Source organism: Bacillus sp. FSL R5-0659 (assembly GCF_038008785.1).
GTDB lineage: Bacteria > Bacillota > Bacilli > Bacillales > Bacillaceae > Bacillus > Bacillus safensis.
The window spans coordinates 2,245,334-2,271,481 of sequence record NZ_JBBOZU010000001.1 but is presented as its reverse complement, the minus strand read 5'-3'; the positions used below and the strand labels follow the sequence as shown (position 1 = coordinate 2,271,481).

The window sequence follows — 26,148 nt, the reverse complement described above, 5'->3', positions numbered from 1 at the left end:
TTCCTGTGATATGGAATTAAGAGGAAACAGAGAGCATATGCCCGAGCGAACGTCTTTTCATTTCTGTCTCAATTAATTCAATGAAGTCGCGATTTAAGTTCATTTCATTTGCTTTATAATACGATTCTATAAGTAAATCATCTGACAGCTTTTTCATACTAGAAACCCATATGATGGGAAAAACACCTCCCCTGAAAAAGTTGGCATAAAATTTGAGGAAAAGACATATCATCATAGGTTGATCGACTGTCTTTGAAGTACCTTTAATCTACCATGAATGGGAAACAAGAACAATCGTTCTGTTATCCACATGGTTAAGTGGATAACTTGTGGGTAGAGTGTTTATAATTGAATGAAAGCGTGATGAAATATAGGTGGATAATGTGTGTAAAATTATCCACACCTGTTGAAGGGCCTCATCATATGTCGAAAACTTTTTCATTGTATTCGATAGACAGACAAATTGTGATTTGATTCGACACAATCGCTGAAAACCAATGGAAGAAAGGGTGCAAATTGTGCTAAAGAAGTATTTCTTACCGGATGAATTTGTGAAAAGTATTTTCCACATTTCACCGCAAAAATTAAAAGAACGAAATGTAAAAGGAATTATTACTGATCTAGATAACACACTAGTAGAATGGGACCGTCCAAGTGCGACACCGCGCTTAATTGAGTGGTTTCAAGAAATGAAAGATCACGGGATACAAGTGACGATTGTATCGAACAATAATGAAAAAAGGGTCAAGCTTTTTTCTGAACCGGTTCATATCCCGTTTATCTATAAAGCGAGAAAGCCTATGGGAAGAGCCTTTAATAAGGCAGTCGCTGATATGCAGTTGAAAAAAGAAGATGTGGTTGTCATTGGGGATCAGCTCATGACAGATGTTCTTGGCGGGAATCGTCATGGCTTCCATACGATTTTGGTCGTTCCTGTTGCTGCCTCGGACGGATTTTTCACAAAGTTTAACAGGCAGATTGAACGCAGAATTTTAGGTGCCTTAAAGCGTAAGGGCCACATTCAGTGGGAGGAAGAGTAATAATGGAAAAGGTTGTTTGTATTGGCTGCGGTGTAGCCATTCAGACGGAAGATAAAGATCAATTAGGATATGCGCCGGCAGCATCTCTATTGAAAGAAGATGTGATCTGTCAGCGCTGTTTTAGGTTAAAGAACTACAATGAGATTCAAGATGTTTCTTTAACAGAAGACGACTTTTTAAATATATTGCACAGCATTGGAGAGACAGATTCTCTCATTGTGAAGGTCGTTGATATTTTTGACTTTAACGGAAGCTGGATCAATGGACTGAGCCGTATTGTCGGTGGTAATCCGATTTTACTTGTCGGTAACAAAGTGGATATTTTACCGAAATCCGTGAAAAAAGATCGTCTGATTCATTGGATGAAACGGGAAGCAAAGGAAAACGGATTAAACCCTATTGATGTTTTCTTAATTAGTGCAAGCAGAGGCCAGGGCGTACCTGAGGTGATGGAAGCGATTGATCATTACCGCGAGGGAAGAAATGTCTATGTTGTCGGCTGTACGAATGTTGGGAAATCAACATTTATCAATCGAATTATCAAAGAAGTATCTGGAGAAGAGAATGTCATTACTACCTCCCAATATCCAGGTACTACACTTGATGCGATTGAAATTCCGCTTGATGACGGGTCTGCTTTATTCGATACGCCGGGCATCATCAACCGCCATCAAATGGCACACTATGTCAGTAAAAATGACTTGAAGATTTTAACGCCGAAAAAAGAATTGAAACCGAGAACGTTCCAATTAAATGAAGCACAAACGCTTTATTTTGGCGGACTGGCTCGATTTGATTACGTAAAAGGCGGCAGAACGTCATTTGTCTGCTATATGCCAAATGAGCTGAACATTCACCGTACAAAGCTGGAGAACGCAGATGATTTATATGAAAAACATGCAGGAGAACTGCTGTCACCGCCATCAAAAGAGGGAATAGAAGATTTCCCGCCGCTCGTTCCGCATACCTTTACCATTGATCAGCCAAAAATGGACATCGTCTTTTCAGGTTTAGGCTGGGTCACTGCAAATGATGCGGACAAGCAAATCAAAGTTTATGCGCCAAAAGGCGTTCATGTGTTTATGAGACGTTCGTTAATTTAAATGTTCAAAGGGGGAGAGACCTTGAAACCTTTATACGGAGTAATCGGAAACCCTGTTGGCCACTCAATGTCTCCGGATATTCATAATGCAGCACTAAAGGATGCTGGAATAGATGGACATTATCATGGCTTTCAAGTAGAAAATGATGACCTGAAAGATGCGATTAGCGGCATGAAAGCGTTAGGAATCAGCGGCATTAACGTCACTGTTCCGCACAAGGTAGAAATCATGAAGTACCTTGACAAAATTGATGTAACAGCTGAACGCCTCGGTGCCGTCAATACGGTGCGGCTCGAAGGAGATCAGCTCGTTGGGTACAATACAGATGGAGAAGGCTTTCTTCATTCATTGCTTGAAGCCCTGGATCAGCCGTTATCAGAGCTGTCATTTCTCTTGATTGGTGCTGGCGGAGCGGCAAGAGCGATTTATACGACAATTGCTCAGTATGCACCGAAGAGCTTTGATATTACGAACCGCACCATTGAAAAAGCTGAAGCTTTAATTGAAAGTGCAGAGGGGAAAATCACATCTCATGCAATCACATTAAATACAGCAGAAGAGCAACTTGGGGAATATGATGTCATCATCCATACGACCTCGATCGGCATGTATCCGAATGTTGAAGAAACCCCGATTTCTTTAGCGAACGCAAAAAAAACAGCGGTCGTTTGTGATATTGTGTATAATCCAATAGAAACAAAACTGCTAAGTGAAGCAGCAGGTTTAGGCTTGAAAACAGTAGATGGGGTTGGCATGTTTGTTGGACAAGCAGTAAGAGCCTTTGAACTGTGGACAGGCATTACGCCTGACGCCGGAAAAATGAAGTCAATTGTCATAGAGAAATTAGGAGGAACACCATGTTAAAAGGTAAGCAGAAACGTTTTTTACGTGCACAAGCACATCATTTATCACCTATTTTTCAAGTTGGAAAAGGCGGGGTAAATGACAATATGGTCAAGCAAATTTCCGAGGCGCTTGAAGCAAGAGAACTGTTAAAGGTCAGCGTATTGCAAAATTGCGATGAAGACAAAACGGAAGTTGCGCAAGCACTTGTAAAAGGTGCAAAGGCTGAACTCGTTCAAACGATCGGAAATGTGATTGTCCTTTACAAAGAATCTAAGGAAAATAAACAAATTAAGCTGCCGTAAAGGTGGATGCGATATGAAAAAAATAGGGTTGTTCGGCGGTACGTTTGATCCTCCCCATAATGGGCATTTGCTGATGGCAAGTGAGGTGCGGATTCAAGTTGGGCTTGATGAAATTTGGTTTATCCCAAACCATATGCCTCCTCATAAAACAGGAAGGAAACGAGCAGATAGTCATCACCGGATAAAAATGGTGGAGACGGCGATTCTGTCAAATCCGTATTTTCGTCTCGAGCTCATTGAAATGGAGCGGGAGGGTCCGTCTTATACGGTAGATACAGTGGATCTGTTAAAGAAGCGTCATCCAGAAGATCAGTTCTTTTTTATGATAGGAGCGGACATGGTCGAGTATTTGCCAAAATGGCATCGGATCGATGACTTGCTTCAAATGATCACCTTTATTGGGATGAAAAGACCGGGATACGTTGGAAGTACGGCATATCCTCTTTTATTTGCAGATGTTCCAGCTTTTGATGTATCATCGACATTGATTAGGCAGCGAATAGAGCAGGGAAAACCTGTTGATTATTTGATTCCGAAAGCTGTTGAGCGTTATATAAAGGAGCACCATTTATATGAATCGTGAAGAAGCATTGAACTGTGTCAAAGAGCAGTTAACAGAGCATAGATATACACATACACTTGGAGTCATGGAGACAGCCATTTCATTAGCGGAACGGTTCGGTGCAGATGTGAAAAAAGCAGAGATCGCCGCTATTTTTCATGATTATGCGAAATTTAGACCAAAGGAAGAAATGAAGGGGATTATCGAGCAAGAGAAGATGAACCCTTTATTGCTTGAATATTCGCCTGAGCTTTGGCACGCGCCGGTTGGTGCCTATTTGGTCAAAAAAGAAGCTGGAATTAGCGATCACGATGTGTTAACAGCCATTGAATTTCATACTTCCGGCAGACCAGACATGACTTTACTTGAAAAAGTCATTTATGTCGCAGATTATATTGAACCAGGACGACATTTCCCTGGTGTCGATGAAGTAAGGGAGTTAGCAGAACATGATCTAGATCGTGCACTGATCCAATCATTAAAAAACACCATCAGCTTTCTAATGAAAAAGAATCAGCCAGTCTTTCCAGATACGCTTGCTACTTACAACTCGCTTGTGCATAAGAACAACTAAGGAGGAATTTTGGATGGATTCATCATCAATTTTAAACGTCGCAGCAGGAGCATGCGATGATAAACGGGCTGAGGATATTATTGCCCTTAATATGCAAGGAATCTCACTTGTTGCAGATTATTTTCTCATTTGTCACGGGAATTCTGATAAACAAGTGCAAGCCATTGCAAGAGAAGTAAAGCATCTTGCAGAGGAAAGCGGAATTGAAGTAAAGAAGCTGGAAGGCTTTGATGAAGCAAGATGGGTATTGATTGACCTAGGAGATGTCATTGCCCATGTGTTCCACAAAGAAGAAAGAGGATATTACAATCTAGAAAAGCTTTGGGGAGATGCGCCGAGAGAAACGCTTTCACTTGGCATTAACTCATGATTTATCAAGGGTTTGCAGGTGTGTATGACGAGCTCATGACACATGCACCTTATGATGAATGGGTTCAATGGATCCAGCAGTATATGAAGCCGCATGCTGCCATCATCGATGTAGGCTGTGGAACTGGAGAGATTTCTCTTCGGTTAGCTGAAAAGGGCCACAAGGTCACAGGAATTGACCTCAGTGAAGAAATGCTGGCCTTCGCGCAGCAAAAAGCTCAGGCGAAAAAGCAGTCGATTCAATTTCTACATCAAGATATGAGAGAGGTTACGGGCTTTGAGCAAGCCTTCCAGGCAGCCGTTATTTGCTGTGATTCCTTGAATTACTTAAAAAACGAAAATGACGTCAAAAAAACCTTTAAAAACATGTTTCAGCTTTTAGAGGCAGATGGGGTTTTACTTTTTGATGTTCATACGCCTTATAAAATGGAAGAGGTATTCCCGGGATCGACTTTTGCAGATCAAGATGAAGAGATTAGTTATATTTGGCAGAGTGATAAAGGGGATGACATGTATTCGGTCATTCATGATTTAAGCTTTTTTGTAAAAGATGGAGACATGTATCAGCGTTATGATGAGACGCATGAACAGCGCACATTTCCATTTGAAACATATGCAGCGTTCCTTGAGTCCGCTGGTTTTGAACAAATAGAAGTGACCGCTGATTTTACAAATGAAGCCCCCGGTGAATTTGCCGAAAGATATTTCATCTCAGCTAAGAAACCAAAAACCATCGTTTAATAGAACGATGGTTTTTTAAAACCCTTTTTTCGCTTGTTGCAAAGATGATTAATTTCTGCGATCATCAGTGAACACACTTGGTGGATATTGATGCGCAACTGCTTCAAGATCTTCATCGAATTTTTCATGGGTGTTTTGAAAGAGGCGGTGAAACATATCTTGCACACCTGCTTCAAGTGCTTTAATGCCTTCACCAGTGACCCCGCCTTTCACACATACTTTGTCTTGCAGTGTCGGAAGGGTATAGACTCTTTTTTCAATCAAACGGCCAAGTCCAACCAGCATATCTTCTGCTAAGGTGGTGGCTTCTTCTTTAGAAATATCCGTTTCTTCTACGGCCGCTTCAATCATCATCTGAACGAGAAAACTGATAAAAGCAGGACCGCAGCTGACAATATCGGAAGCCACTCTTGTAATCGAATGATGGATCTCGATTGGTGTTGAAATGCACGAAGCCAACTGTCTTAACGCTGTTTTCGTCGCGGCATTACAGGATGAACCAAAAGTTAAAAGTGATGCGCCTGATAATGCGCGGTTTGTAATGCTTGGAATCAGCCTGGCTGTTTGACAAGGAACGATATCCTGAAGCTGTTCAGGATGAACCGGACTTGTAATGATGACAATGGTTTGCTGCTCCGTTAAAAGAGGACTCAGCTCTTTTAAAAGTGGATAAATATCAAGTGGTTTGACACAAACAAAAATGAAATCTTTATTCGTGACAGCCCCTGAAAGCTGCTTCGTTACTTCAAGCTCTGGATGGTTCTTTTTTATATTGAACGCTTTTTCAATGGTTCGGTTTGTAATGGTGATCGATGAGGGATTGACTGCCTTTGATTCAATAAATGCCTCAGTAAGTATGGTACCCATGTTTCCTGTACCGATTAACCCTATATTCAAACGTTCTCCCTCCTTAGACGCATAGGATCTGTTATCTTCTAAACAGTATGTTGAGCAGTAGAAAAATATGATTGAAAGAAGCGTGAGTAAGTGAAACGACTCATTCCATTAAAAAAATACAGTCTTTATATTGCAGCTGGGCTCATAGTTGTGATGATCATCGGTTTCTTCTTTTTTACTGGAAAAGGGGAAGGCAGCAGAGAACCAAATGTATTGAAGGGGAATAAAGACATGCAAGTCACATTAGAAGACAAACAAGAAAAGACAGAAAAAGAGCCATCGACGATTTTTGTAGAGGTCAAAGGAGCTGTAAGAAAGCCAGGTGTTTATACGTTTCAATCTGATGCTCGGGTAGAAGAAGCGATTCGAAGGGCAGGAGGCTTTACTAGCAAAGCAGATTCGATTGAAATCAACCAAGCAGCAAAATTAGAGGATAGTATGATGATTTATGTTCGGAAGCAGGGGGAAGCGGAAAGAGAGACGCAAACAGCATCAGCCGACGCATCAACGGGCGTTGAAAAGAGTGAGGGTGTGAATGTCAATCAGGCCGATGCATCCGAATTGCAAACCATTAACGGCATAGGACCAGCTAAAGCCGAAGCTATTATTACCTATAGAGAGGAACACGGGGATTTTCAACAAATTGAAGACTTGCGGAACATTTCAGGTTTTGGGGAAAAGACGATTGAACGGCTGAAAAGTCAATTGACCGTGAAGTAGAATTGACGGTATAGAAGAAAGGCATGTACACTTAATATCAACCATCATTCTGGAGGGATCAGCTCGTGGAAAGAATTTCATGGAATCAATATTTTATGGCACAAAGCCATTTGCTTGCTTTACGAAGCACCTGTGAGCGGTTAGCTGTTGGGGCAACCATCGTAAGGGACAAGCGCATCATTGCAGGGGGGTATAATGGCTCCATTGCCGGTGATGTTCATTGTGCGGATGTAGGGTGCTATGTCATTGATCATCACTGTGTTCGCACCATCCATGCGGAAATGAATGCTATTTTACAATGTGCCAAATTTGGAGCACCTACAGCTGATGCTGAAATATATGTCACACATTTTCCTTGTTTACAGTGCTGTAAAGCCATCATTCAAGCGGGTATACGGACAGTGTACTATGCAAAGGATTATAAAAATCATCCATATGCCGTTGATTTATTCGAGCAGGCGGGTGTTCAAACGGAGCAAGTTGAATTAGAAGAAATGATCATCGACTTAAAAAATCAAGAAAAATTGGCCTTTGTTGCAGATTTAATTGGGAAGCTGAGTGAATCAGGACTTAGCGAAACAGAAATTCGCGATATGCATGAGAAGGCGAATCAATTATTTACTTCCTATGTTTAAATATTTGCCGTTTGGGGCAATTTCAGCAGCTGTTGGAATTGCTCTGGCTGCATATCATCTTCATATATATTTCCTTCTCTTTCTTCTCATCATATTACTTCTCAGCCTACTGAAAAAAATGCCTCAGCTCTTTTTAATGGCCAGCCTATGCGGGGCTGTCTATATACTTATTTTTATGGTTCATGAGTCTCTTGAAACGGAGCTACCCGTACAAGAAAAATTCCTATCTGATTCCGTTGTGATTGAAAGCATTCCGAAAACAGATGGCAATCGTTTTTCAGCGACTGTATCGACAGACCATGAACGACTAGCCACTTTTTATACAATTCAAACAGAGCGTGAAAAGGAGGCATTAAAAGAGGTAGAACCTGGTATGAGCTGTCACATGACAGGTGATGTTCGCCCAGCAAAACACGCCACCATTCCTAACGGGTTTCAATACGATCAATTTTTAAAAACAAAAGGCATTGACGCTATTTTTCTGCCGCAGTCGATCAAAAACTGTACAAAAAAAGGCGGTTCTTCCTACTATCTTCAAGCGATGAGGCAAAAGGGTTTGACATTTTTAGAGGACCATGTGCCAAAACACTCTGTTGGCATTGTACAGGCACTTATTTTTGGCGATCGTGAGTTGATAGAACCTGACACATTAAGAGATTATCAAATGCTCGGTATTATTCATTTACTAGCGATCTCAGGATTGCATGTGCAAACGCTTCTTGCGTGTTTATTTTGGTGTCTCCTTCGTGTGGGTGTGACAAGAGAGACAGCACGTATTCTTCTATTATGCTTTCTTCCTATTTATGCTTGTTTGACAGGTGCTGCACCATCTGTGTTAAGAGCTTGTCTCATGGCAGGAATCTATTTAGTGATGACTAGTCTGCCAAAAGAATTGAAACAGCCTTCTGCTGTGGTATTAAGTGCAACGTTTTTACTCTTATTAGCGATTCATCCTCTTTATTTATTTGATATCGGATTTCAGCTTTCCTTCGTGGTGACGTTTTTTATTTTGTTATCGACGAGGATTTTATCAAAACCAAAAAGTTCGGTCATGCAATTATTCCTGATTTCCTTTATTGCACAGCTTGCTTCGCTCCCTGTTCTTTTATATCATTTTCATCAATTCTCTTTACTGAGCGTTCCTTTGAACATGATATTTGTTCCTTTTTTTACGACGATCGTCATGCCATTATCCTTACTCTTTTTTCTTTTGACGATCGTTTATCTTCCGCTTGGACAAACATTGTTTCAACTGCTTGATTCGGTGATCCAGCTTAGTCATCAATTGTCAGCCTATATGGCTGATTTTGATGGATTCAACTTGATTTTTATGAAGTCAACTTGGTGGCATATTGTTCTTGAGGTGAGTGCCTTAATTGTTCTGTTAGTTGTGATGGAGTGCAAAACGTCTGTGAAGTCCTATGCTGTGCCGCTCCTTTTTCTCATTGGTGTCTTGAGTGTTCACTATTTCACCCCGAATTTTTTCGAAAAAGGGGAAGTGACGATGCTGGATGTAGGACAGGGGGATAGTTTGTTTATTCAGCTGCCCTATCGAAAGGGGCACCTGCTTGTGGACACGGGAGGCAGACTTTCTTTTGAAGAAGAACCGTGGAAAAAAAGACGAAAAGTGTCTACGATCGGTGATCAAACGCTGATCCCGTTTTTGCATTCTAAAGGAATAGCGAAACTTGATGTCCTTATTCTGACGCATGCGGATCAAGACCATATGGGAGAAGCAGTTCGTTTAATCAAGGGAAATAAAGTAAAGCGGCTGGCCATTCCAAAAGGCTTTGCACGGAGTCCAGAGGATGCGGAGCTGTTAAAAGAAGCAGCTGATCAAGGGATCATGATTGATGAATTAGAGAGAGGAGATCAGCTTCAGATTGGAGAGCAAATATTTGACGTTCTTCATCCGTCTCGCAATCGAGTGACAACTAAGAATAATGATTCGCTTGTTTTGACATGTACTCTAGGCGGGAAGCGGTTTATGCTCACTGGAGACCTTGAACAAGAAGGGGAGCGAGACATTATAGAAGCCTTTCCTCATCTGCGGGCAGATATCTTAAAGGTTGGACATCACGGGAGTAAAGGGTCAACAAGCGAAGAATGGCTTCAGCATCTCAAGCCCTCACATGCACTCATTTCAGCAGGTGAACGCAATCGTTATCAGCATCCACATCAGGAAGTTTTGAAGAAATTAAAGGACCAGCAAATGAAGGTGTATCGTACAGATACCGACGGGAGCGTGACGTATGAATTTCTCGATGAGGAAGGAACGTTTTACACTCACCCTCCATATGATATCTTACAAACTCAATAAAAAAACTGCCAAAACGGCAGTCATGTAACCTTCATGAAGTTAAGATCCAACGAGGTGTATAATGGTTGCCAAAATAAACATTGAGGCGAAAAATCCGAATGTGACGATAAAACCAACGGCTGAGTCGGTCACATCATTCCGCTTGCTTTGAACATTTTTTTCAAATTCATTCATTTTCATCCCTCCTGGCTAATTTTAGTATACTTGAACTCATTTGGAATTGCTAGAAGGTAAAGTAACCGTTTTCCATTTTCATGATCATTTTGTGAATATCGTCTGACAGCAGGCTGACCCGGGAGCTTGCGCCGGACGTTTACTATAAATGAGGAGGCGGCACTTTCAGCTTCCTCTTTACTAATGTCTTCGCACACTTTAGGATAGAGGAGGAAGTGAAAGAGAGGGATTCAATTGATGGTCTTTGATGTATGGAACAATTTAAAACGAGGGGATATCCATCCCGTTTATTGCTTATATGGGAAAGAAACATATTTACTGCAAGAAACCGCCGCTAAATTGAGACAAGCTGTAGTAGACGAGGAAACGAAAGATTTTAATTACTCCATCTTCGATATGGAGGAGGTGCCGCTTGAACAGGCTGTGACCGATGCAGAAACATTTCCGTTTATGGGAGAAAGACGTCTCGTCGTGATCAAGAATCCTTATTTTCTTACAGCTGAGAAGAAAAAGGAAAAGATCGAGCATGAGCTTTCTGTATTAGAAGCTTATTTAGAAAAGCCAGCGCCCTATACCATTCTTGTGTTATTAGCACCATATGAAAAGCTGGATGAGCGTAAAAAAATCACCAAATTGCTAAAAAAGAAAGCTGCTGTTGTTGAGGCGAAAGAATTAAACCCAAAAGAAACAACTGATTTCACCATTACACTGGTGAAGACAGAAGGAAAGATGATTACATCTGAAGCGGCTGAACAGCTTGTGATGCTATGTGGCGGAAGTCTATCCTCTCTATTCCAAGAGGTTCGGAAGCTAAGTACATATATTGGAGAGCGGGAAGAAATTGAGTTAGCAGATGTCAATCAGCTCGTTGCAAGAAGCTTGGAGCAAAATATTTTCGAGCTGATTAATCAAATCGTAAACAGACGCCGCTCTGAGGCCATGCAGATGTTTTATGACCTCTTGAAGCAAAATGAGGAACCCATTAAAATATTAGCACTTATTTCAACTCAATTTCGATTGATTTTGCAGACGAAGTACTTCGCTCAGCAAGGATATGGACAAAAACAAATTGCTTCAAATCTAAAAGTCCACCCATTCCGGGTCAAACTTGCTATGGATCAGGCAAGACTGTTTTCAGAAGAAGAGCTCAAGCAGATCGTCAAAGAGCTTTCAACGATTGATTATGAAATGAAAACGGGTAAAAAGGACAAGCAGCTGCTGTTAGAATTGTTCCTGCTTCGATTGTTAGGCGCTTGAACATAAAAAAACGACCTTCTAAAAAGAGGGTCGTTTTTGTTTAGATGTATAATTGCCAGTCTGTCCTTAGGCTCGGCCGGTCAGGACGGACGTACAGTTAAACAGGTGCCTCATCACTGAGGCGTTGCAAGCATTATGCAGAAAGTCCGTTTACTTGTTTAGCAAGTCTTGATTTGTAACGCGCAGCTGCGTTTTTGTGTACAAGACCAGTTTTAACGGCTTTGTCAATGCGTTTTGCAGCAGAAGCAAGAGCAGCTTTTGCTTGCTCAGCATCGTTGTTAGCTACAGAAACTTCAACTTGTTTAATCGCAGTACGCATCGCAGACTTGATTGTTACGTTATGTGCACGGCGTTCGTTATTCGTTTTTGTACGTTTGATCGCTGATTTAATATTTGGCATGTGTTTCACCTCCTAAGATACAACCTAAACACAATTGTCTTAAGGTTAAATCTTCACAATAGAACAAATTGTATTCTATCAAACACACCTTTAGAATGCAATATAAATGTAAAGTATTTTTCATTGATGACGTGCTCGAATGTTTCTTTCAAGAGATGGAAAGACTACTGTTAATTACTTGGTGGAAGGAGTCTTTTTATGGAGAAACAGAAGCTCGATTTAAGCGTTTATCAAATCCGGACAGACCTTGCTGTTGAAACAAAAGAGATACTAGAACAAGAGAACGATCCGAATGTCGTCAAAAAGGACGGGATCCAAGGGATCGTCGAAAAGGAAAAAGATGAGCAAGGCATCCGCATCCGTACTGTAGAAATCACGAAAGAAGGGGAGGAGCTGACTGGCAAAAAGGCAGGGACCTACTTGACGTTTGAAGCGCAAGGCATTCGGGAGAAAGACTCTGAAATGCAAGAAAAAGTCGTCCAAGTCTTTGCCCGTCATTTTGCTCAGTTTTTAAAAGACAGAGGCATTCAGGCAGATGCGAGCTGCCTTGTAGTAGGACTGGGAAACTGGAATGTCACACCAGATGCACTAGGTCCTCTCACAGTCGAAAACCTGCTTGTGACCCGTCATCTCTTTGAATTACAGCCGGAAAATGTTCAAGAAGGCTATCGCCCAGTTTCCTCTTTGTCGCCAGGTGTGATGGGACTGACCGGTATTGAAACAAGTGACATTATCCAAGGTGTGATTGAGCGGTCTAAGCCTGATTTTGTCATTGCTGTCGACGCCCTTGCTGCTCGTGCGGTGGAACGAGTGAATACAACCATTCAAATTTCTGATACAGGTATCCATCCCGGTTCTGGTGTAGGGAATAAGCGAAAAGAATTAAGTAAAGAAACATTGGGCATCCCAGTAATTGCAATTGGCGTTCCGACAGTGGTGGATGCAGTAACGATTGCTAGTGACACAATTGATTATGTCTTAAAGCATTTTGGTAGAGAACTAAAAGATGATAGACCATCCCGCTCTCTTGTGCCGGCTGGTTTGACATTCGGGAAGAAAAAAGTGCTCAACGAAGAAGACTTGCCAGATGAGGAAACACGTCAATCATTCTTAGGCATCGTAGGAACCCTTCCAGAAGAAGAGAAAAGGCAGCTGATCCATGAAGTACTTGCGCCGCTCGGGCAAAATTTAATGGTCACGCCTAAAGAAGTCGATACATTCATTGATGATATGGCAAACGTACTTGCCAACGGATTAAACACAGCGCTTCATCAAAAAATCACTCAAGATAACAAGGGTTCATATAATCATTAATCGGTTCTACTTTCTCTAGCTCGCTCATAGTGTAATTACTAGAAAGCGTGCTGGAGGGAGTAAATCATGAAAAAAAGACCCCGCCGTCCTCGACAGTTGGTCGTTGCGATTAATGGAACGAAAGTAGTCAAAAGCATTTTCTTATTTATTGCCTCTCTTGTTGTGGTGTTTGTGATGTCAGGGGCTTTAACATCTTTAAAACCTGAGCTGAGGCCGCAAGCCTCGTTATATGGTGTAGCAGATGAGCTCTCTGGCGCATTTTTTGCCACATTAATGGGCATGGAAAACCAATATTTCGCCTCAGCAGTTCCAGAAGCTCAAAAAGGATTTCATTTCTCTGGGCTGTCACTGAAGCTTGCAACCAGTATTAATTTAGAAGACCCGCGCAGTTTTCTAGGAAGAGAACTTCCAGGCTTTGAACATTTTGATACAAAAATCATCTTAGCGGGTGAAGGCACAGACTATACCAACATGCCAATGGAATCGCCGCCTCCGAGTGAAGTGATCCAAGATGAAAAAGAAGCAAATTTAGCTGAACTGGACAAGCTGGATGAAGATGGGCCGAAAAAGCCTGCCAAAGAACCGGACCGGTCAACAGGAAAACGAAAAGCTGTGTACATTTATCACACACATAATACGGAATCATATTTACCATTTTTAAAAGGAGAAACGAACCCAAATAATGCACGGCACTCAAAAGTGAATGTTACCCTTGTCGGCGACATGTTTGGAAAGGCGCTTGATCAGCAAGGAATCGGCAATACAGTCGACAAAACGGAAATTGAAAAAAGACTCGTGAAAAAAGGATTAAAGTATCCGCAGTCTTATAATGAATCAAGATTAGTCGTGAAAGAAGCCTTAGCGAAAAATGATGACCTCGATTATTTAATTGATATTCACCGGGACTCAAGAAGAAAGAAAGATACGACAGTCGAAATCAAAGGGAAGAAATATGCGAGAATTGCGTTTGTTGTAGGGAAGAAGAATCAAAGCTATGAGAAAAACTTAAAGCTTGCGACAGAGTTCCACCATTTGATGGAGAAAAAATATAAAGGTCTTAGTGTCGGTGTGTTTGCCAAAGGAGAAATTGGTGATAATGGAATCTATAATCAAGATTTATCCGACAAAGCCCTTCTTTTAGAATTTGGCGGAGTGGATAATAATATGGAAGAATTAAGAAATGCATCCAATGCAGCAGCTGATGTATTCAGCGATATTTTCTGGGACGCGGAAAAGGTGGATGGCAAAGCAAAGGGTGAGAAAAAACGCTCTTAAGGTGGTGACGGGTATGGGCTCATTTATTGGGAAAACCATTATTTTAGGATTGGTCTTGCTGTTTGGTGTCTTTTTAGGAATGCAGCAAGCGAATAATGGCATGCTGCAAATGAAGGGCTACCATGATCCGCAATTAAAAGGAGCTTTCTCCATTCAAATGAACGACGATGAAGAAAAGGAAGCTTCTATCTTAGGAACGGCTGTTACAGAAAAGGATCTTGCCGAAAAACAAAAGCAGCTCGAGGAAATAGAAGGCTTTAATGCCTTTTCCAAAGCAGGAAAAGCCCTGTCTGATGGTATGACACATGCAGCCCGTTCTCTTTATGATTGGGTGAATGGGAAATAAACGAATTTCATGAGATATCACCCTTTTAATCAAAGCCGCTGACCGATAAGCGGCTTTTCTTGATTTCGATTGAATCTTTACAGCCCTATTGATATAATCTAACCTAGCGCAACCCGCGTTTTATAGTAGGAGTGATAGATTGTGACAGATAAAGAAAAACGATTAGAACGGCAATCAAGAATTCGAAATTTCTCCATTATCGCCCATATTGACCATGGGAAATCCACATTGGCGGACCGTATTTTGGAAAAAACAGCGGCGATTACTCAACGGGAAATGAAAGAACAATTACTTGATTCCATGGATTTAGAGCGTGAACGCGGCATAACGATTAAACTAAACTCTGTCCAGCTGAAGTATAAGGCGAAGGATGGAGAAGAATATATCATGCACCTGATTGATACACCAGGGCATGTCGACTTCACCTATGAGGTATCTCGAAGCCTAGCTGCCTGTGAGGGTGCGATTCTCGTAGTAGATGCAGCACAAGGAATTGAAGCACAGACACTTGCGAACGTTTATTTAGCTCTTGATAACAACTTAGAAATTCTTCCGATTATCAATAAAATCGATCTGCCGAGTGCAGAGCCTGAGCGTGTAAGAGAAGAAATTGAAGATGTCATCGGGTTGGATGCGTCTGAAGCTGTTCTCACCTCTGCTAAGGCGGGTATTGGAATCGAGGATATTTTAGAACAAATCGTTGAAAAGGTGCCGGCACCTGCTGGAGATCCAGAAGCACCACTTCAAGCCCTTATTTTTGATTCTCTTTACGATGCGTATCGCGGCGTTATTGCGTACATACGAATTGTTGAAGGAACCGTCAGACCTGGTCAGAAAATTAAAATGATGGCGACGGGGAAAGAATTTGAAGTTCTTGAAGTCGGCGTTTTCACACCAAAAGCCATGCCTACAGATGAACTCACAGTTGGAGATGTTGGCTACTTAACAGCTGCGATTAAAAATGTCGGTGATACACGAGTAGGGGATACGATCACAAGTGCGGAAAACCCTGCGAAAGAAGCGCTGCCAGGATACAGAAAGCTAAACCCAATGGTATACTGCGGACTTTATCCGATTGATACAGCGAAATACAACGACTTACGTGAAGCGTTAGAAAAGCTTGAATTAAATGATTCTTCACTTCAATATGAGGCAGAGACATCCCAAGCACTTGGCTTCGGTTTCCGCTGCGGCTTCCTTGGAATGCTTCATATGGAAATCATCCAAGAACGGATTGAACGTGAATTTAAAATTGATCTGATTACGACAGCGCCAAGTGTTATTTATGATGTATATATGACAGATGGAGAAAAAATCGTCGTAGATAACCCGTCCAATCTGCCTGATCCGCAAAAGATTGAGCGAATTGAAGAACCATATGTAAAAGCAACAATGATGGTGCCGAACGATTATGTAGGCTCTGTGATGGAGCTTTGCCAAGGAAAGCGCGGAAATTTCATCGATATGCAGTATCTTGATGCGAACCGTGTGAGCATTGTGTACGAAATTCCTTTGGCAGAGATCGTATACGAATTCTTTGATCAGCTAAAGTCTAACACAAAAGGCTACGCGTCCTTTGATTATGAGCTGATTGGCTATCGTCCATCGACGCTGGTGAAGATGGATATCATGCTGAATGGCGAAAAAATCGATGCCCTTTCCTTTATTGTTCACCGCGATTATGCATATGAACGAGGCAAGATCATTGTAGAAAAGCTAAAAGAACTGATTCCACGCCAGCACTTTGAAGTGCCAGTTCAAGCAGCAATCGGTCAAAAAATCGTTGCTCGTTCCACCATTAAAGCGATGCGTAAAAACGTACTTGCCAAATGTTATGGTGGAGACATTTCCCGGAAAAGAAAGCTTCTTGAGAAGCAAAAAGAAGGGAAAAAGCGCATGAAGCAAGTGGGCTCTGTTGAAGTCCCGCAAGAAGCATTTATGGCCGTGCTGAAGATGGATGACAGCACACCGAAAAAATAACATCCTCAAGGCTGCTTGCTTTACAATGTTCGCCTTGACGTTTATAGTCGATAACAAACAAAGGCGCCGCAGCGATAAACTGCGGCTCTTTACCTGTAAAGAAGGTGTCATCAAATGAAAGCAGCATACATTCACATTCCATTTTGTGAGCACATTTGCCACTATTGTGATTTCAATAAATTTTTCATTAAAACGCAGCCAGTCGATGAATACTTAGCGGCTCTTGAAAAAGAGATGCAGCATACGATCGAACAAAAGGGCGAGCAGGAACTCAAGACGATTTTTATTGGCGGGGGAACCCCGACATCACTGACTGTCAGCCAGCTAGACAAGCTCATGAACAGCATTCACCGTGTATTAAAGCCGACAAAAAACCTGATTGAATTTGCAGTGGAAGCGAACCCAGATGAATTATCACTCGAGAAGCTGCATGTGTTAAAAGAAGCCGGTGTCAATCGGCTGAGTTTTGGTGTTCAAACCTTTGAAGACGATTTGCTCAAAAAAATCGGACGAGTTCATCAAAAAAAGGATGTCCTTACGTCCTTTGAGCGAGCTCGAGCGGTTGGATTTGACAATATTAGCCTCGATCTCATGTTTGGCTTGCCGCATCAAGAAAAGCATCATGTGATGAATTCACTTGAGACGGCTTTCTCGCTGGGTGCAGAGCATTATTCGGTTTACTCACTCATCGTCGAGCCGAAAACCGTTTTTTACAACTTAATGCAAAAGGGAAAACTTCATTTACCGCCGCAAGAACGTGAGGCTGAAATGTATGAGCTTGTGATGGATGAAATGGAGCGCCATGGATTAAAGCAGTACGAAATTAGCAATTACGCTAAACCTGGCTTTGAAAGCCAGCATAACCTGACCTATTGGAGCAATGAAGATTACTTCGGTTTTGGTGCAGGCGCACACGGGTATGTAGATGGCGTCCGAAATGTGAATGCAGGGCCGGTGAAACATTATTTGGAGCTGATTGACCAAACAGGGTTCCCGTATAAGGAAACACATGAGGTCACAAAAGCAGAGCAAATAGAAGAAGAAATGTTTTTAGGTCTTCGAAAGATCGAAGGAGTGAAAAGTGCTGATTTCCAAGCAAAATATGGTACTGCACCAGAAGCACTTTTTCCCACTGTTCTTGAAGAATTAGAAGAAAAAGGCCTCATTGTAAAAGATGACATTGGGATCCGTTTAACAAGAAAAGGAAAATTGTTAGGGAATGAAGTATTTCAAGCGTTTCTCGGTGAGTTATAATTGACATTTTAATTTGAGTTTGGTAATTTTGTTTATACAATTAGCACTCGTTGAAAGAGAGTGCTAACAGGGGTGATGATGATGTTAACAAATCGTCAGCTTTTGATTCTGCAAGTCATCATTAATGACTTTATTCGTTCGGCGCAGCCAGTTGGATCAAGGACTCTTTCTAAAAAAGAAGACATTACATTCAGCTCTGCGACGATTAGAAACGAAATGGCTGATTTGGAGGAACTTGGTTTTATTGAAAAGACCCATTCTTCATCAGGAAGAATTCCTTCCGAAAAAGGATATCGTTATTATGTAGATCATTTGCTCTCTCCGCGAAAACTGTCGTCTAAAGAGCTTGTGCTCATCCAATCGGCCTTTCAGGAGAAAATTTTTGAGCTGGAAAAAACAGTTCAAAAATCGGCGGAAATTTTATCAGATCTCACAAACTATACATCGATTGTGCTTGGTCCAAAGCTAAGTGAAAATCGATTAAAGCAAATTCAGCTTGTCCCTGTTCAGCCGAACAAAGCAGTGGCAATCATGATTACAGACAGCGGACATGTTGAAAACAAAACCATTACCTTCTCTGAGCATCTCGATGTCTCCGATATTGAGAAGCTGATGAATATTTTAAACAGCCGCCTAGCCGGAGTCCCGATGGATCAGCTGAAGGACAGAATGTATAAAGAAGTTGTGATGCTTCTTCGCACGCATTTAAAAGATTATGATCATATTTTAGATGCGCTCGGCAATACATTTACATCGACTCAAAATGAATCAAAACTTTTCTTTGGCGGGAAGATTAATATGTTGAATCAGCCGGAGTTTCATGACATTGACCGCATTCGTTCACTCATGATGCTTATTGAGCAAAAGAATGATGTCATGCAGCTGTTTCATCCAAATCAGCAAGGAATCACCATTAAAATCGGTTCAGAAAACAATTTGGAAGCGATGGAGAATTGCAGCTTAATCACAGCCACTTATTCGATTGATCAAAAATCACTCGGCTCCATTGCTGTCATCGGTCCAACCCGTATGGATTATGGCAGGGTTGTCAGTCTCTTGCATCATGTATCAAAAGACTTGTCAAACGCACTTTCCAATTTGTATGATGAGTAGGGTGATAAAAGATAGGGGCATAGCCCCTTCGTATTTTTGAATCTTTTGAGGGAGGTGAACACAATGTCAGAAGAAAAACAGACACCTGAGCAAGAAGCAGAGGTTGAAGCACAAGAAGAAGCAGTTCAAGCAGATAATGAGGAAGTAACACATGATGAACAGTCTGCCTTCCAAGAAAAAATCGATGAATTGCAACAGCTTCTAAATGAAAAAGAAAACAAAATTCTGCGTGTTCAAGCAGATTTTGAAAACTATAAACGCCGTGCTCGAACTGAAGTGGAGACCGTGCAAAAATATCGTTCTCAACATGTTGTCAGTGATCTTCTCCCAGCTCTTGATAACTTTGAAAGAGCGCTTGGAATTGATCCAGACAATGAGCAGACGAAAAGTTTGTTAGAAGGAATGCAAATGGTTTACCGCCAGCTGGTAGAAGCGTTGAAAAATGAAGGCGTTGAACCAATTGAAGCTGTCGGCAAAGAGTTCGATCCAAACCTTCATCAAGCCGTCATGCAAGTTGAAGATGAAAATTATGATTCAAATATCGTTGTAGAAGAATTGCAAAAGGGCTATAAACTCAAAGATCGAGTTATTCGTCCATCAATGGTAAAAGTAAATCAATAACTACATAATGGGAGGTCATCGAATATGAGTAAAATCATTGGGATTGACTTAGGAACAACAAACTCATGTGTTGCAGTACTTGAAGGCGGCGAGCCAAAAGTCATTGCAAACGCTGAAGGAGCACGTACAACACCATCTGTTGTCGCTTTTAAAAACGGAGAGCGCCAAGTGGGTGAAGTAGCAAAACGTCAATCAATTACAAACCCAAACACAATCATGTCTGTTAAAAGACATATGGGTACAGATTATAAAGTAGAAGTTGAAGGCAAGAACTATACACCGCAGGAAATCTCTGCAATCATTCTTCAACACCTTAAATCTTACGCTGAAGGCTATCTTGGCGAAGAAGTAACAAAAGCAGTTATCACTGTTCCTGCTTACTTCAACGATGCAGAACGTCAAGCAACAAAAGATGCTGGTAAAATTGCCGGTCTTGAAGTGGAACGTATCATCAACGAACCAACAGCAGCTGCACTTGCGTATGGTTTAGATAAAACAGATGAAGATCAAACGATCCTTGTATACGACCTTGGCGGCGGTACATTTGACGTGTCAGTTCTTGAACTTGGAGACGGCGTCTTTGAAGTGCGCTCAACTGCTGGGGACAACCGTCTAGGTGGAGACGATTTTGACCAAGTCATCATTGATCACCTAGTGGCTGAATTCAAAAAAGAAAATGGCATTGATCTTTCTAAAGATAAAATGGCGCTTCAGCGTTTAAAAGATGCTGCTGAAAAAGCGAAAAAAGATCTTTCAGGTGTATCTTCTACACAAATTTCACTGCCATTTATCACAGCTGGAGAAGCAGGACCTCTTCACCTTGAATTAACGTTAACGCGTGCTAAATTCGAAGAGCTTTCTGCAGATCTTGTAGAGCGTACAATGACACCTGTACGTCAATCACTGAAAGATGCTGGTTTATCTGCTAGCGAGATTGATAAAGTCATCCTTGTAGGTGGGTCAACTCGTATTCCTGCAGTCCAAGAAGCAATCAAAAAAGAAACAGGCAAAGAGCCTCATAAAGGTGTAAACCCTGATGAAGTTGTTGCACTTGGTGCAGCGATCCAAGGTGGAGTGATCACAGGAGATGTCAAAGACGTTGTTCTTCTTGACGTAACACCACTTTCTTTAGGAATTGAAACAATGGGCGGCGTGTTCACGAAGCTGATTGAACGTAATACAACAATTCCAACAAGTAAATCTCAAGTATTCTCAACGGCTGCTGACAACCAAACAGCTGTAGATATCCATGTCTTGCAAGGTGAGCGCCCAATGGCTGCAGATAACAAAACATTAGGCCGCTTCCAATTGACTGATATCCCGCCAGCACCACGTGGCGTACCGCAAATTGAAGTATCATTTGATATCGATAAAAACGGTATTGTCAACGTACGTGCGAAAGATATGGGTACAGGCAAAGAGCAAAACATCACAATCAAATCTTCTTCAGGTCTTTCTGATGATGAGATCGAAAAAATGGTTAAAGAAGCAGAAGAAAATGCTGAAGCAGATGCGAAGAAAAAAGAAGAAATCGAAGTGCGCAACGAAGCAGATCAATTAGTGTTTACAACTGAAAAAACATTAAAAGATCTAGAAGGCAAAATCGATGAAGAGCAAGTGAAAAAAGCAAACGACGCGAAAGATGCACTAAAAGCTGCGATCGAAAAAGGCGAGTTTGAAGACATCAAAGCGAAAAAAGATGAGCTGCAAACAATCGTTCAAGAATTAACGACCAAGCTCTATGAAGAAGCTGCAAAACAAGCACAAGCTCAGCAAGAAGGCGCTGAAGGTGCTCAAAAAGCAGATGACAATGTAGTGGATGCAGAATACGAAGAAGTAAACGACGATCAAGAGAAAAAATAATCACCTTTACTTTTGAAAAAGACTGCTGAAACGTACTCGTCAGAAAGTCAAAGTCAGGATCTCTTGGCTTTGACTTTTTTTCTTTTCAACGATGAAAGGAATTGAAAAAAGTTAAATCAAAATGATACAATCGTATTTATGTGAGAAAATCGGGAGTGTGAAGAGATGAGTAAGCGTGATTACTATGAAGTGCTTGGCGTAAGTAAGAGCGCCTCAAAGGACGAAATCAAAAAGGCATACCGCAAGCTTTCAAAAAAGTATCACCCTGATATTAATAAAGAAGCTGGCTCAGATGAGAAATTCAAAGAAGTAAAAGAAGCCTATGAAACCCTTTCTGATGATCAAAAGCGTTCGCATTATGACCAGTTCGGTCATACCGATCCAAACCAAGGCTTTGGCGGTGGCGGTTTTGGTGGAGGAGGAGACTTTGGCGGCTTCGGCGGCTTTGATGACATCTTCTCTAGTATTTTTGGCGGCGGAGCGAGAAGAAGAGATCCAAATGCACCACGCCAAGGAGCGGACCTGCAATATACAATGACGCTTTCATTCGAAGAAGCGGCATTTGGAAAAGAAGCAACCATTGAAATCCCTCGTGAAGAATCATGTGAAACATGTCATGGATCAGGTGCAAAGCCCGGAACGCAGGCGAAAACTTGTTCACATTGCGGAGGATCTGGTCAATTAAATGTTGAACAGTCAACCCCATTTGGTAAAGTGGTCAACCGCAGAGTATGTAACTACTGTAGCGGAACAGGGAAACAAATTGATCATAAATGTTCAACATGCGGCGGATCTGGCAAAGTGCGCAAGCGCAAGAAAATTAACGTGACGATCCCTGCAGGTGTTGATGATGGTCAGCAGCTCAGAGTATCTGGTCAAGGTGAACCAGGTGTAAATGGAGGACCTCCAGGCGATCTATTCGTTGTATTCCATGTGCGTGCGCATGAATTCTTCGAACGTGATGGAGATGACATTTACTGCGAGATGCCGCTCACCTTTGCCCAAGCTGCATTAGGTGACGAAATTGAAGTGCCAACATTACACGGAAAAGTAAAATTAAAAGTTCCTGCTGGCACTCAAACTGGCACGAAGTTTAGACTTAAAGGAAAAGGTGTGAAAAATGTACGCGGCTACGGCCAAGGCGATCAGCATATCGTTGTACGTGTCGTCACACCGACAAATTTAACAGACAATCAAAAAGATATCATTAGAAAATTTGCTGAAGTGAGCGGAAATAAACCGGACGAACAAGAAATGAGCTTTTTCGATAAGGTAAAACGCGCATTTAAAGGCGAGTAAGACGGATAAGGAGTTGGTAGTATTGAAGTGGTCAGAAATTAGCGTCCATACAACAAATGAAGCGGTGGAACCGATCACCAATATTTTGCATGAAGCAGGTGCAAGTGGTGTCGTGATTGAGGACCCGCTTGATTTAGTCAAGGAACGTGAAAATGTATACGGTGAGATCTACCAGCTCGATCCGAATGACTATCCGGATGAAGGTGTCATTGTCAAAGCCTATCTTCCAATGAACAGCTTTTTGATGGAAACGGTAGATGAGATCAAAGAAGCCATCAACAATCTTCTTCTATACGATATTGACCTTGGACGCAATACACTGTCAATTTGTGAAGTAAATGAAGAAGAATGGGCCACCGCATGGAAGAAATACTATCATCCTGTGAAAATTTCTGAAAAATTCACCATCGTTCCAACGTGGGAAGAATATACACCGGTTCATTCTGATGAACTGATTATTGAAATGGACCCTGGAATGGCATTTGGAACAGGTACGCATCCCACAACCGTCCTTTGCATTCAGGCGCTTGAGCGCTATGTAAAGGAAAACGATACGGTGATTGATGTTGGAACAGGCTCTGGGATTTTAAGTGTGGCAGCAGCAATGCTTGGTGCAAAAGACATTCAAGCCTTTGATCTCGACACCGTTGCGGTAGAAAGTGCGAAGCAAAACATCGAACTAAATGGTGTAAGTGACCAAGTGACGGTCAAACAAAACAACTTGCTTGATGGGATTTCAGGTGAGCGTGATGTGATTGTCGCCAACATTCTGGCAGAAGTAATTTTGCGCTTTACAGATCAAGCCTATGACCTATTGAAGAAAGATGGCTATTTCATTACATCAGGCATCATTGGACAAAAGAAATTACAAGTCAAAACAGCATTAGAAGAAGCAGGTTTTGATATTGTTGAAGTGCTGTCAATGGAAGATTGGGTCAGCATTATAGCGAAAAAATAAAGCGAGTAGGTGTCAGGACACGTATGCAACGATATTTTATCGACCTCACGAAAGAAGAAGTGACGTTAAAGGGAGCCATCGTTATAAAAGGTGAAGATGTACATCATCTTTCCAATGTCATGCGGATGAAAGCAGGGCAGGAAATCCTTTGTTTAACAACAGACGGCTTTGAAGCGCTCAGTAAAATTGATACAATAACAAAGGAAGAAGTGATTTGTCACCTTGAAAGCTGGACAAATCAGGACAGAGAACTTCCGATTCGGGTGACGATCGCAAGCGGTCTTCCAAAAGGAGATAAGCTTGAGCTCATTATCCAAAAAGGCACAGAGCTTGGCGCAAGTGCTTTTATCCCATTTCAAGCGGCTCGTTCTATTACAAAGCTAGACCAAAAAAAGTCACATAAAAAACGAGAGCGCTGGGAGAAAATCGCGAAAGAAGCAGCAGAGCAGTCCTACCGGAATATCATTCCGCGTGTTTATTCAGTATCAACGTTTAAAGAGCTGACGCAATTAGCTGGTGAATTCGATAAATGTGTCGTTGCATACGAAGAATCATCGAAAGAAGGAGAGCAAAGCCGTTTTCAAACTGTGCTTCAACAGATGAAAGGCGGACAAACCTTGTTAGTGGTTTTTGGCCCTGAAGGCGGTTTGGCAGAAAAGGAGATTGAAGAGCTTGAAACGCTTGGTGCAGTCATTTGCGGGCTCGGACCACGCATTTTAAGAACAGAAACCGCTCCTTTATACGCGCTTTCCGCTATATCTTATCAAACAGAGTTATTAAGAGGTGAATCATGATGGGAACAGTAGCGTTCCATACACTTGGCTGTAAGGTCAACCACTATGAAACAGAGGCGATCTGGCAGCTGTTTAAAGAAGCTGGCTATGAAAGAAAAGAGTATGAATCAAAAGCAGACGTATATGTCATTAATACATGTACGGTCACGAATACAGGCGATAAGAAAAGCCGCCAAGTCATTAGAAGAGCCATTCGTCATAACCCGGATGGTGTCATTTGTGTAACTGGCTGCTATGCGCAAACATCTCCAGCAGAAATCATGGCGATTCCTGGTGTTGATATTGTGGTTGGAACACAGGACAGACATAAATTACTAGGTTATATAGAAGAATACCGCAGAGAAAGACAGCCGATCAACGGGGTTGGCAATATCATGAAAGCACGTGTGTTTGAAGAACTTGATGTTCCTGCCTTTACAGACAGAACGCGCGCTTCATTAAAAATCCAAGAAGGCTGTAACAACTTCTGTACATTCTGCATTATTCCTTGGGCACGCGGCCTTCTTCGTTCTCGCGATCCAGAAGAAGTCATCAATCAAGCGCAGCAGCTTGTTGATGCAGGCTATAAAGAAATTGTGCTTACAGGTATTCACACAGGCGGATACGGAGAAGACTTAAAGGATTATAACTTTGCGAAGCTTCTGAGAGCATTAGATGAACGTGTTATTGGCTTAAAACGAATCCGTATTTCATCTATTGAAGCTAGTCAAATTACAGATGAAGTGATTGAAGTGCTGGATCAGTCAGATAAAATTGTCAGACACTTACACATCCCGCTTCAATCTGGTTCAAATACTGTGCTAAAAAGAATGCGCCGTAAATATACGATGGAATTCTTTGCAGAGCGTTTAACAAAGCTGAAAAAAGCATTGCCAGGACTTGCTGTCACCTCTGATGTAATCGTAGGATTCCCTGGGGAAACAGAAGAAGAATTCTTGGAAACGTACAATTTTGTCAAAGACCATCAATTCTCTGAGCTGCACGTCTTCCCTTACAGCAAACGTACGGGTACGCCGGCTGCAAGAATGGAAGATCAAGTGGATGAAAATGTGAAAAACGAACGTGTACACCGTTTGATCGCTCTTTCTGACCAGCTTGCGAAAGAGTATGCATCTGCATATGAGGGTGATGTGCTAGAAATTATTCCGGAAGAATCCTTCAAAGAACAAGAAGGAAACCACAATCTTTATGTTGGTTATACCGATAACTATATGAAGGTTGTTTTTGAAGGAACAGAGGACATGATCGGCCGTCTGGTCAAAGTGAAAATTACGAAAGCGGGCTATCCTTATAACGAAGGACAATTCGTTCGCATCAGCGATGATGTGCAGCCAAACAAAGTGAGAATGACCTCATAATAGATAAAAAAACCGGCAGCCAAAAGGGCAAGC

28 protein-coding genes are annotated in these 26,148 nt (G+C 41.8%); 24 read left to right on the top strand and 4 right to left on the bottom strand.

Annotation, left to right across the window (positions count from 1 at the left end; translation table 11 throughout):
* Positions 1 to 16 precede the first annotated feature (16 nt).
* Positions 17 to 157 carry a sporulation histidine kinase inhibitor Sda gene (locus NSQ72_RS11615; RefSeq protein WP_003217327.1) on the bottom strand — a complete coding sequence of 47 codons (141 nt, stop codon included), beginning with the start codon at positions 155 to 157 and terminating at the stop codon, positions 17 to 19.
* Between the two features lie 361 nt (positions 158 to 518).
* On the opposite strand from NSQ72_RS11615, the gene NSQ72_RS11610 reads away from it, so the two are divergent.
* The 8 genes from NSQ72_RS11610 to NSQ72_RS11575 are packed head-to-tail and all read left to right on the top strand — an operon-like array spanning position 519 to position 5,537.
* Positions 519 to 1,040, top strand: coding sequence for a YqeG family HAD IIIA-type phosphatase (locus NSQ72_RS11610; protein ID WP_008356191.1), 522 nt, complete (start codon positions 519 to 521; stop codon positions 1,038 to 1,040).
* Positions 1,041 to 1,042: 2 nt separating this feature from the next.
* On the top strand, positions 1,043 to 2,143 hold the full coding sequence (yqeH, locus tag NSQ72_RS11605) for a ribosome biogenesis GTPase YqeH (RefSeq protein ID WP_047201929.1): 1,101 nt from the start codon (positions 1,043 to 1,045) through the stop codon (positions 2,141 to 2,143).
* A gap of 21 nt (positions 2,144 to 2,164) precedes the next feature.
* A complete protein-coding gene (gene aroE / locus NSQ72_RS11600) occupies positions 2,165 to 3,007 on the top strand; it encodes a shikimate dehydrogenase (protein WP_039180084.1) in 843 nt (280 codons plus the stop codon).
* Complete coding sequence (yhbY, locus tag NSQ72_RS11595) at positions 3,001 to 3,291, top strand: ribosome assembly RNA-binding protein YhbY (RefSeq protein ID WP_058839047.1); 291 nt, start codon at positions 3,001 to 3,003, stop codon at positions 3,289 to 3,291. The genes aroE and yhbY overlap by 7 nt, the downstream gene beginning before the upstream one ends.
* Before the next feature lie 13 nt (positions 3,292 to 3,304).
* On the top strand, positions 3,305 to 3,874 hold the full coding sequence (locus tag NSQ72_RS11590; RefSeq protein WP_341084065.1) for a nicotinate-nucleotide adenylyltransferase: 570 nt from the start codon (positions 3,305 to 3,307) through the stop codon (positions 3,872 to 3,874).
* Entirely contained in the window at positions 3,864 to 4,427 is a 564-nt protein-coding gene (yqeK, locus tag NSQ72_RS11585) for a bis(5'-nucleosyl)-tetraphosphatase (symmetrical) YqeK (protein ID WP_341084063.1), read from the top strand. Before NSQ72_RS11590 ends, yqeK begins: the two co-directional genes overlap by 11 nt.
* 13 nt (positions 4,428 to 4,440) lie before the next feature.
* Positions 4,441 to 4,797: a ribosome silencing factor gene (gene rsfS, locus NSQ72_RS11580; RefSeq protein ID WP_212043217.1), complete on the top strand. Its 357-nt coding sequence runs from the start codon at positions 4,441 to 4,443 to the stop codon at positions 4,795 to 4,797.
* Positions 4,794 to 5,537 (top strand): class I SAM-dependent DNA methyltransferase, encoded by a 744-nt coding sequence (locus tag NSQ72_RS11575; protein ID WP_341084061.1) that lies wholly within the window; start codon positions 4,794 to 4,796, stop codon positions 5,535 to 5,537. Before rsfS ends, NSQ72_RS11575 begins: the two co-directional genes overlap by 4 nt.
* 48 nt (positions 5,538 to 5,585) lie before the next feature.
* On the opposite strand, the gene comER is transcribed toward NSQ72_RS11575, so the two are convergent.
* Positions 5,586 to 6,434: a late competence protein ComER gene (gene comER, locus NSQ72_RS11570; protein ID WP_341084060.1), complete on the bottom strand. Its 849-nt coding sequence runs from the start codon at positions 6,432 to 6,434 to the stop codon at positions 5,586 to 5,588.
* A 90-nt stretch (positions 6,435 to 6,524) separates the two neighbouring features.
* Here comER and NSQ72_RS11565 point away from each other — a divergent pair, with 90 nt between their 5' ends.
* From NSQ72_RS11565 to NSQ72_RS11555, 3 genes are all read left to right on the top strand, one after another.
* Positions 6,525 to 7,154 carry a helix-hairpin-helix domain-containing protein gene (locus tag NSQ72_RS11565; protein WP_144490329.1) on the top strand — a complete coding sequence of 210 codons (630 nt, stop codon included), beginning with the start codon at positions 6,525 to 6,527 and terminating at the stop codon, positions 7,152 to 7,154.
* A gap of 65 nt (positions 7,155 to 7,219) precedes the next feature.
* Positions 7,220 to 7,789: a ComE operon protein 2 gene (locus NSQ72_RS11560; RefSeq protein WP_058839053.1), complete on the top strand. Its 570-nt coding sequence runs from the start codon at positions 7,220 to 7,222 to the stop codon at positions 7,787 to 7,789.
* A complete protein-coding gene (locus NSQ72_RS11555) occupies positions 7,782 to 10,109 on the top strand; it encodes a DNA internalization-related competence protein ComEC/Rec2 (RefSeq protein WP_341085028.1) in 2,328 nt (775 codons plus the stop codon). The genes NSQ72_RS11560 and NSQ72_RS11555 overlap by 8 nt, the downstream gene beginning before the upstream one ends.
* A gap of 39 nt (positions 10,110 to 10,148) precedes the next feature.
* Here NSQ72_RS11555 and NSQ72_RS11550 read toward each other — a convergent pair whose 3' ends face one another.
* A complete protein-coding gene (locus NSQ72_RS11550; RefSeq protein WP_012010638.1) occupies positions 10,149 to 10,283 on the bottom strand; it encodes a YqzM family protein in 135 nt (44 codons plus the stop codon).
* Positions 10,284 to 10,520: 237 nt separating this feature from the next.
* Here NSQ72_RS11550 and holA point away from each other — a divergent pair, with 237 nt between their 5' ends.
* Positions 10,521 to 11,540 carry a DNA polymerase III subunit delta gene (holA, locus tag NSQ72_RS11545; protein WP_047201921.1) on the top strand — a complete coding sequence of 340 codons (1,020 nt, stop codon included), beginning with the start codon at positions 10,521 to 10,523 and terminating at the stop codon, positions 11,538 to 11,540.
* Positions 11,541 to 11,673: 133 nt separating this feature from the next.
* On the opposite strand, the gene rpsT is transcribed toward holA, so the two are convergent.
* Positions 11,674 to 11,940: a 30S ribosomal protein S20 gene (rpsT, locus tag NSQ72_RS11540; protein WP_024423042.1), complete on the bottom strand. Its 267-nt coding sequence runs from the start codon at positions 11,938 to 11,940 to the stop codon at positions 11,674 to 11,676.
* Between the two features lie 198 nt (positions 11,941 to 12,138).
* On the opposite strand from rpsT, the gene gpr reads away from it, so the two are divergent.
* From gpr to mtaB, 12 genes are all read left to right on the top strand, one after another.
* Complete coding sequence (gene gpr / locus NSQ72_RS11535; RefSeq protein WP_047201920.1) at positions 12,139 to 13,254, top strand: GPR endopeptidase; 1,116 nt, start codon at positions 12,139 to 12,141, stop codon at positions 13,252 to 13,254.
* Between the two features lie 66 nt (positions 13,255 to 13,320).
* Entirely contained in the window at positions 13,321 to 14,529 is a 1,209-nt protein-coding gene (locus NSQ72_RS11530; RefSeq protein ID WP_339207915.1) for a stage II sporulation protein P, read from the top strand.
* A gap of 13 nt (positions 14,530 to 14,542) precedes the next feature.
* The gene (locus NSQ72_RS11525; protein WP_024427951.1) at positions 14,543 to 14,875 is read left to right on the top strand and encodes a YqxA family protein; all 333 of its coding nucleotides are present in this window, start codon (positions 14,543 to 14,545) and stop codon (positions 14,873 to 14,875) included.
* A 141-nt stretch (positions 14,876 to 15,016) separates the two neighbouring features.
* On the top strand, positions 15,017 to 16,855 hold the full coding sequence (gene lepA, locus NSQ72_RS11520) for a translation elongation factor 4 (protein WP_024423038.1): 1,839 nt from the start codon (positions 15,017 to 15,019) through the stop codon (positions 16,853 to 16,855).
* A 114-nt stretch (positions 16,856 to 16,969) separates the two neighbouring features.
* Entirely contained in the window at positions 16,970 to 18,109 is a 1,140-nt protein-coding gene (gene hemW, locus NSQ72_RS11515) for a radical SAM family heme chaperone HemW (protein WP_059374594.1), read from the top strand.
* A gap of 81 nt (positions 18,110 to 18,190) precedes the next feature.
* On the top strand, positions 18,191 to 19,222 hold the full coding sequence (gene hrcA, locus NSQ72_RS11510) for a heat-inducible transcriptional repressor HrcA (protein WP_003217350.1): 1,032 nt from the start codon (positions 18,191 to 18,193) through the stop codon (positions 19,220 to 19,222).
* Positions 19,223 to 19,285: 63 nt separating this feature from the next.
* Positions 19,286 to 19,843: a nucleotide exchange factor GrpE gene (grpE, locus tag NSQ72_RS11505; RefSeq protein ID WP_341084058.1), complete on the top strand. Its 558-nt coding sequence runs from the start codon at positions 19,286 to 19,288 to the stop codon at positions 19,841 to 19,843.
* 24 nt (positions 19,844 to 19,867) lie between these two features.
* Positions 19,868 to 21,706, top strand: coding sequence for a molecular chaperone DnaK (gene dnaK / locus NSQ72_RS11500; protein ID WP_048238923.1), 1,839 nt, complete (start codon positions 19,868 to 19,870; stop codon positions 21,704 to 21,706).
* Positions 21,707 to 21,871: 165 nt separating this feature from the next.
* Positions 21,872 to 23,005: a molecular chaperone DnaJ gene (dnaJ, locus tag NSQ72_RS11495; RefSeq protein WP_024427952.1), complete on the top strand. Its 1,134-nt coding sequence runs from the start codon at positions 21,872 to 21,874 to the stop codon at positions 23,003 to 23,005.
* 22 nt (positions 23,006 to 23,027) lie between these two features.
* Entirely contained in the window at positions 23,028 to 23,963 is a 936-nt protein-coding gene (gene prmA, locus NSQ72_RS11490; RefSeq protein WP_024423032.1) for a 50S ribosomal protein L11 methyltransferase, read from the top strand.
* A gap of 23 nt (positions 23,964 to 23,986) precedes the next feature.
* On the top strand, positions 23,987 to 24,757 hold the full coding sequence (locus NSQ72_RS11485; RefSeq protein WP_024427953.1) for a 16S rRNA (uracil(1498)-N(3))-methyltransferase: 771 nt from the start codon (positions 23,987 to 23,989) through the stop codon (positions 24,755 to 24,757).
* Positions 24,757 to 26,115 (top strand): tRNA (N(6)-L-threonylcarbamoyladenosine(37)-C(2))-methylthiotransferase MtaB, encoded by a 1,359-nt coding sequence (gene mtaB / locus NSQ72_RS11480; RefSeq protein ID WP_335373622.1) that lies wholly within the window; start codon positions 24,757 to 24,759, stop codon positions 26,113 to 26,115. The genes NSQ72_RS11485 and mtaB overlap by 1 nt, the downstream gene beginning before the upstream one ends.
* Positions 26,116 to 26,148: the final 33 nt, after the last annotated feature.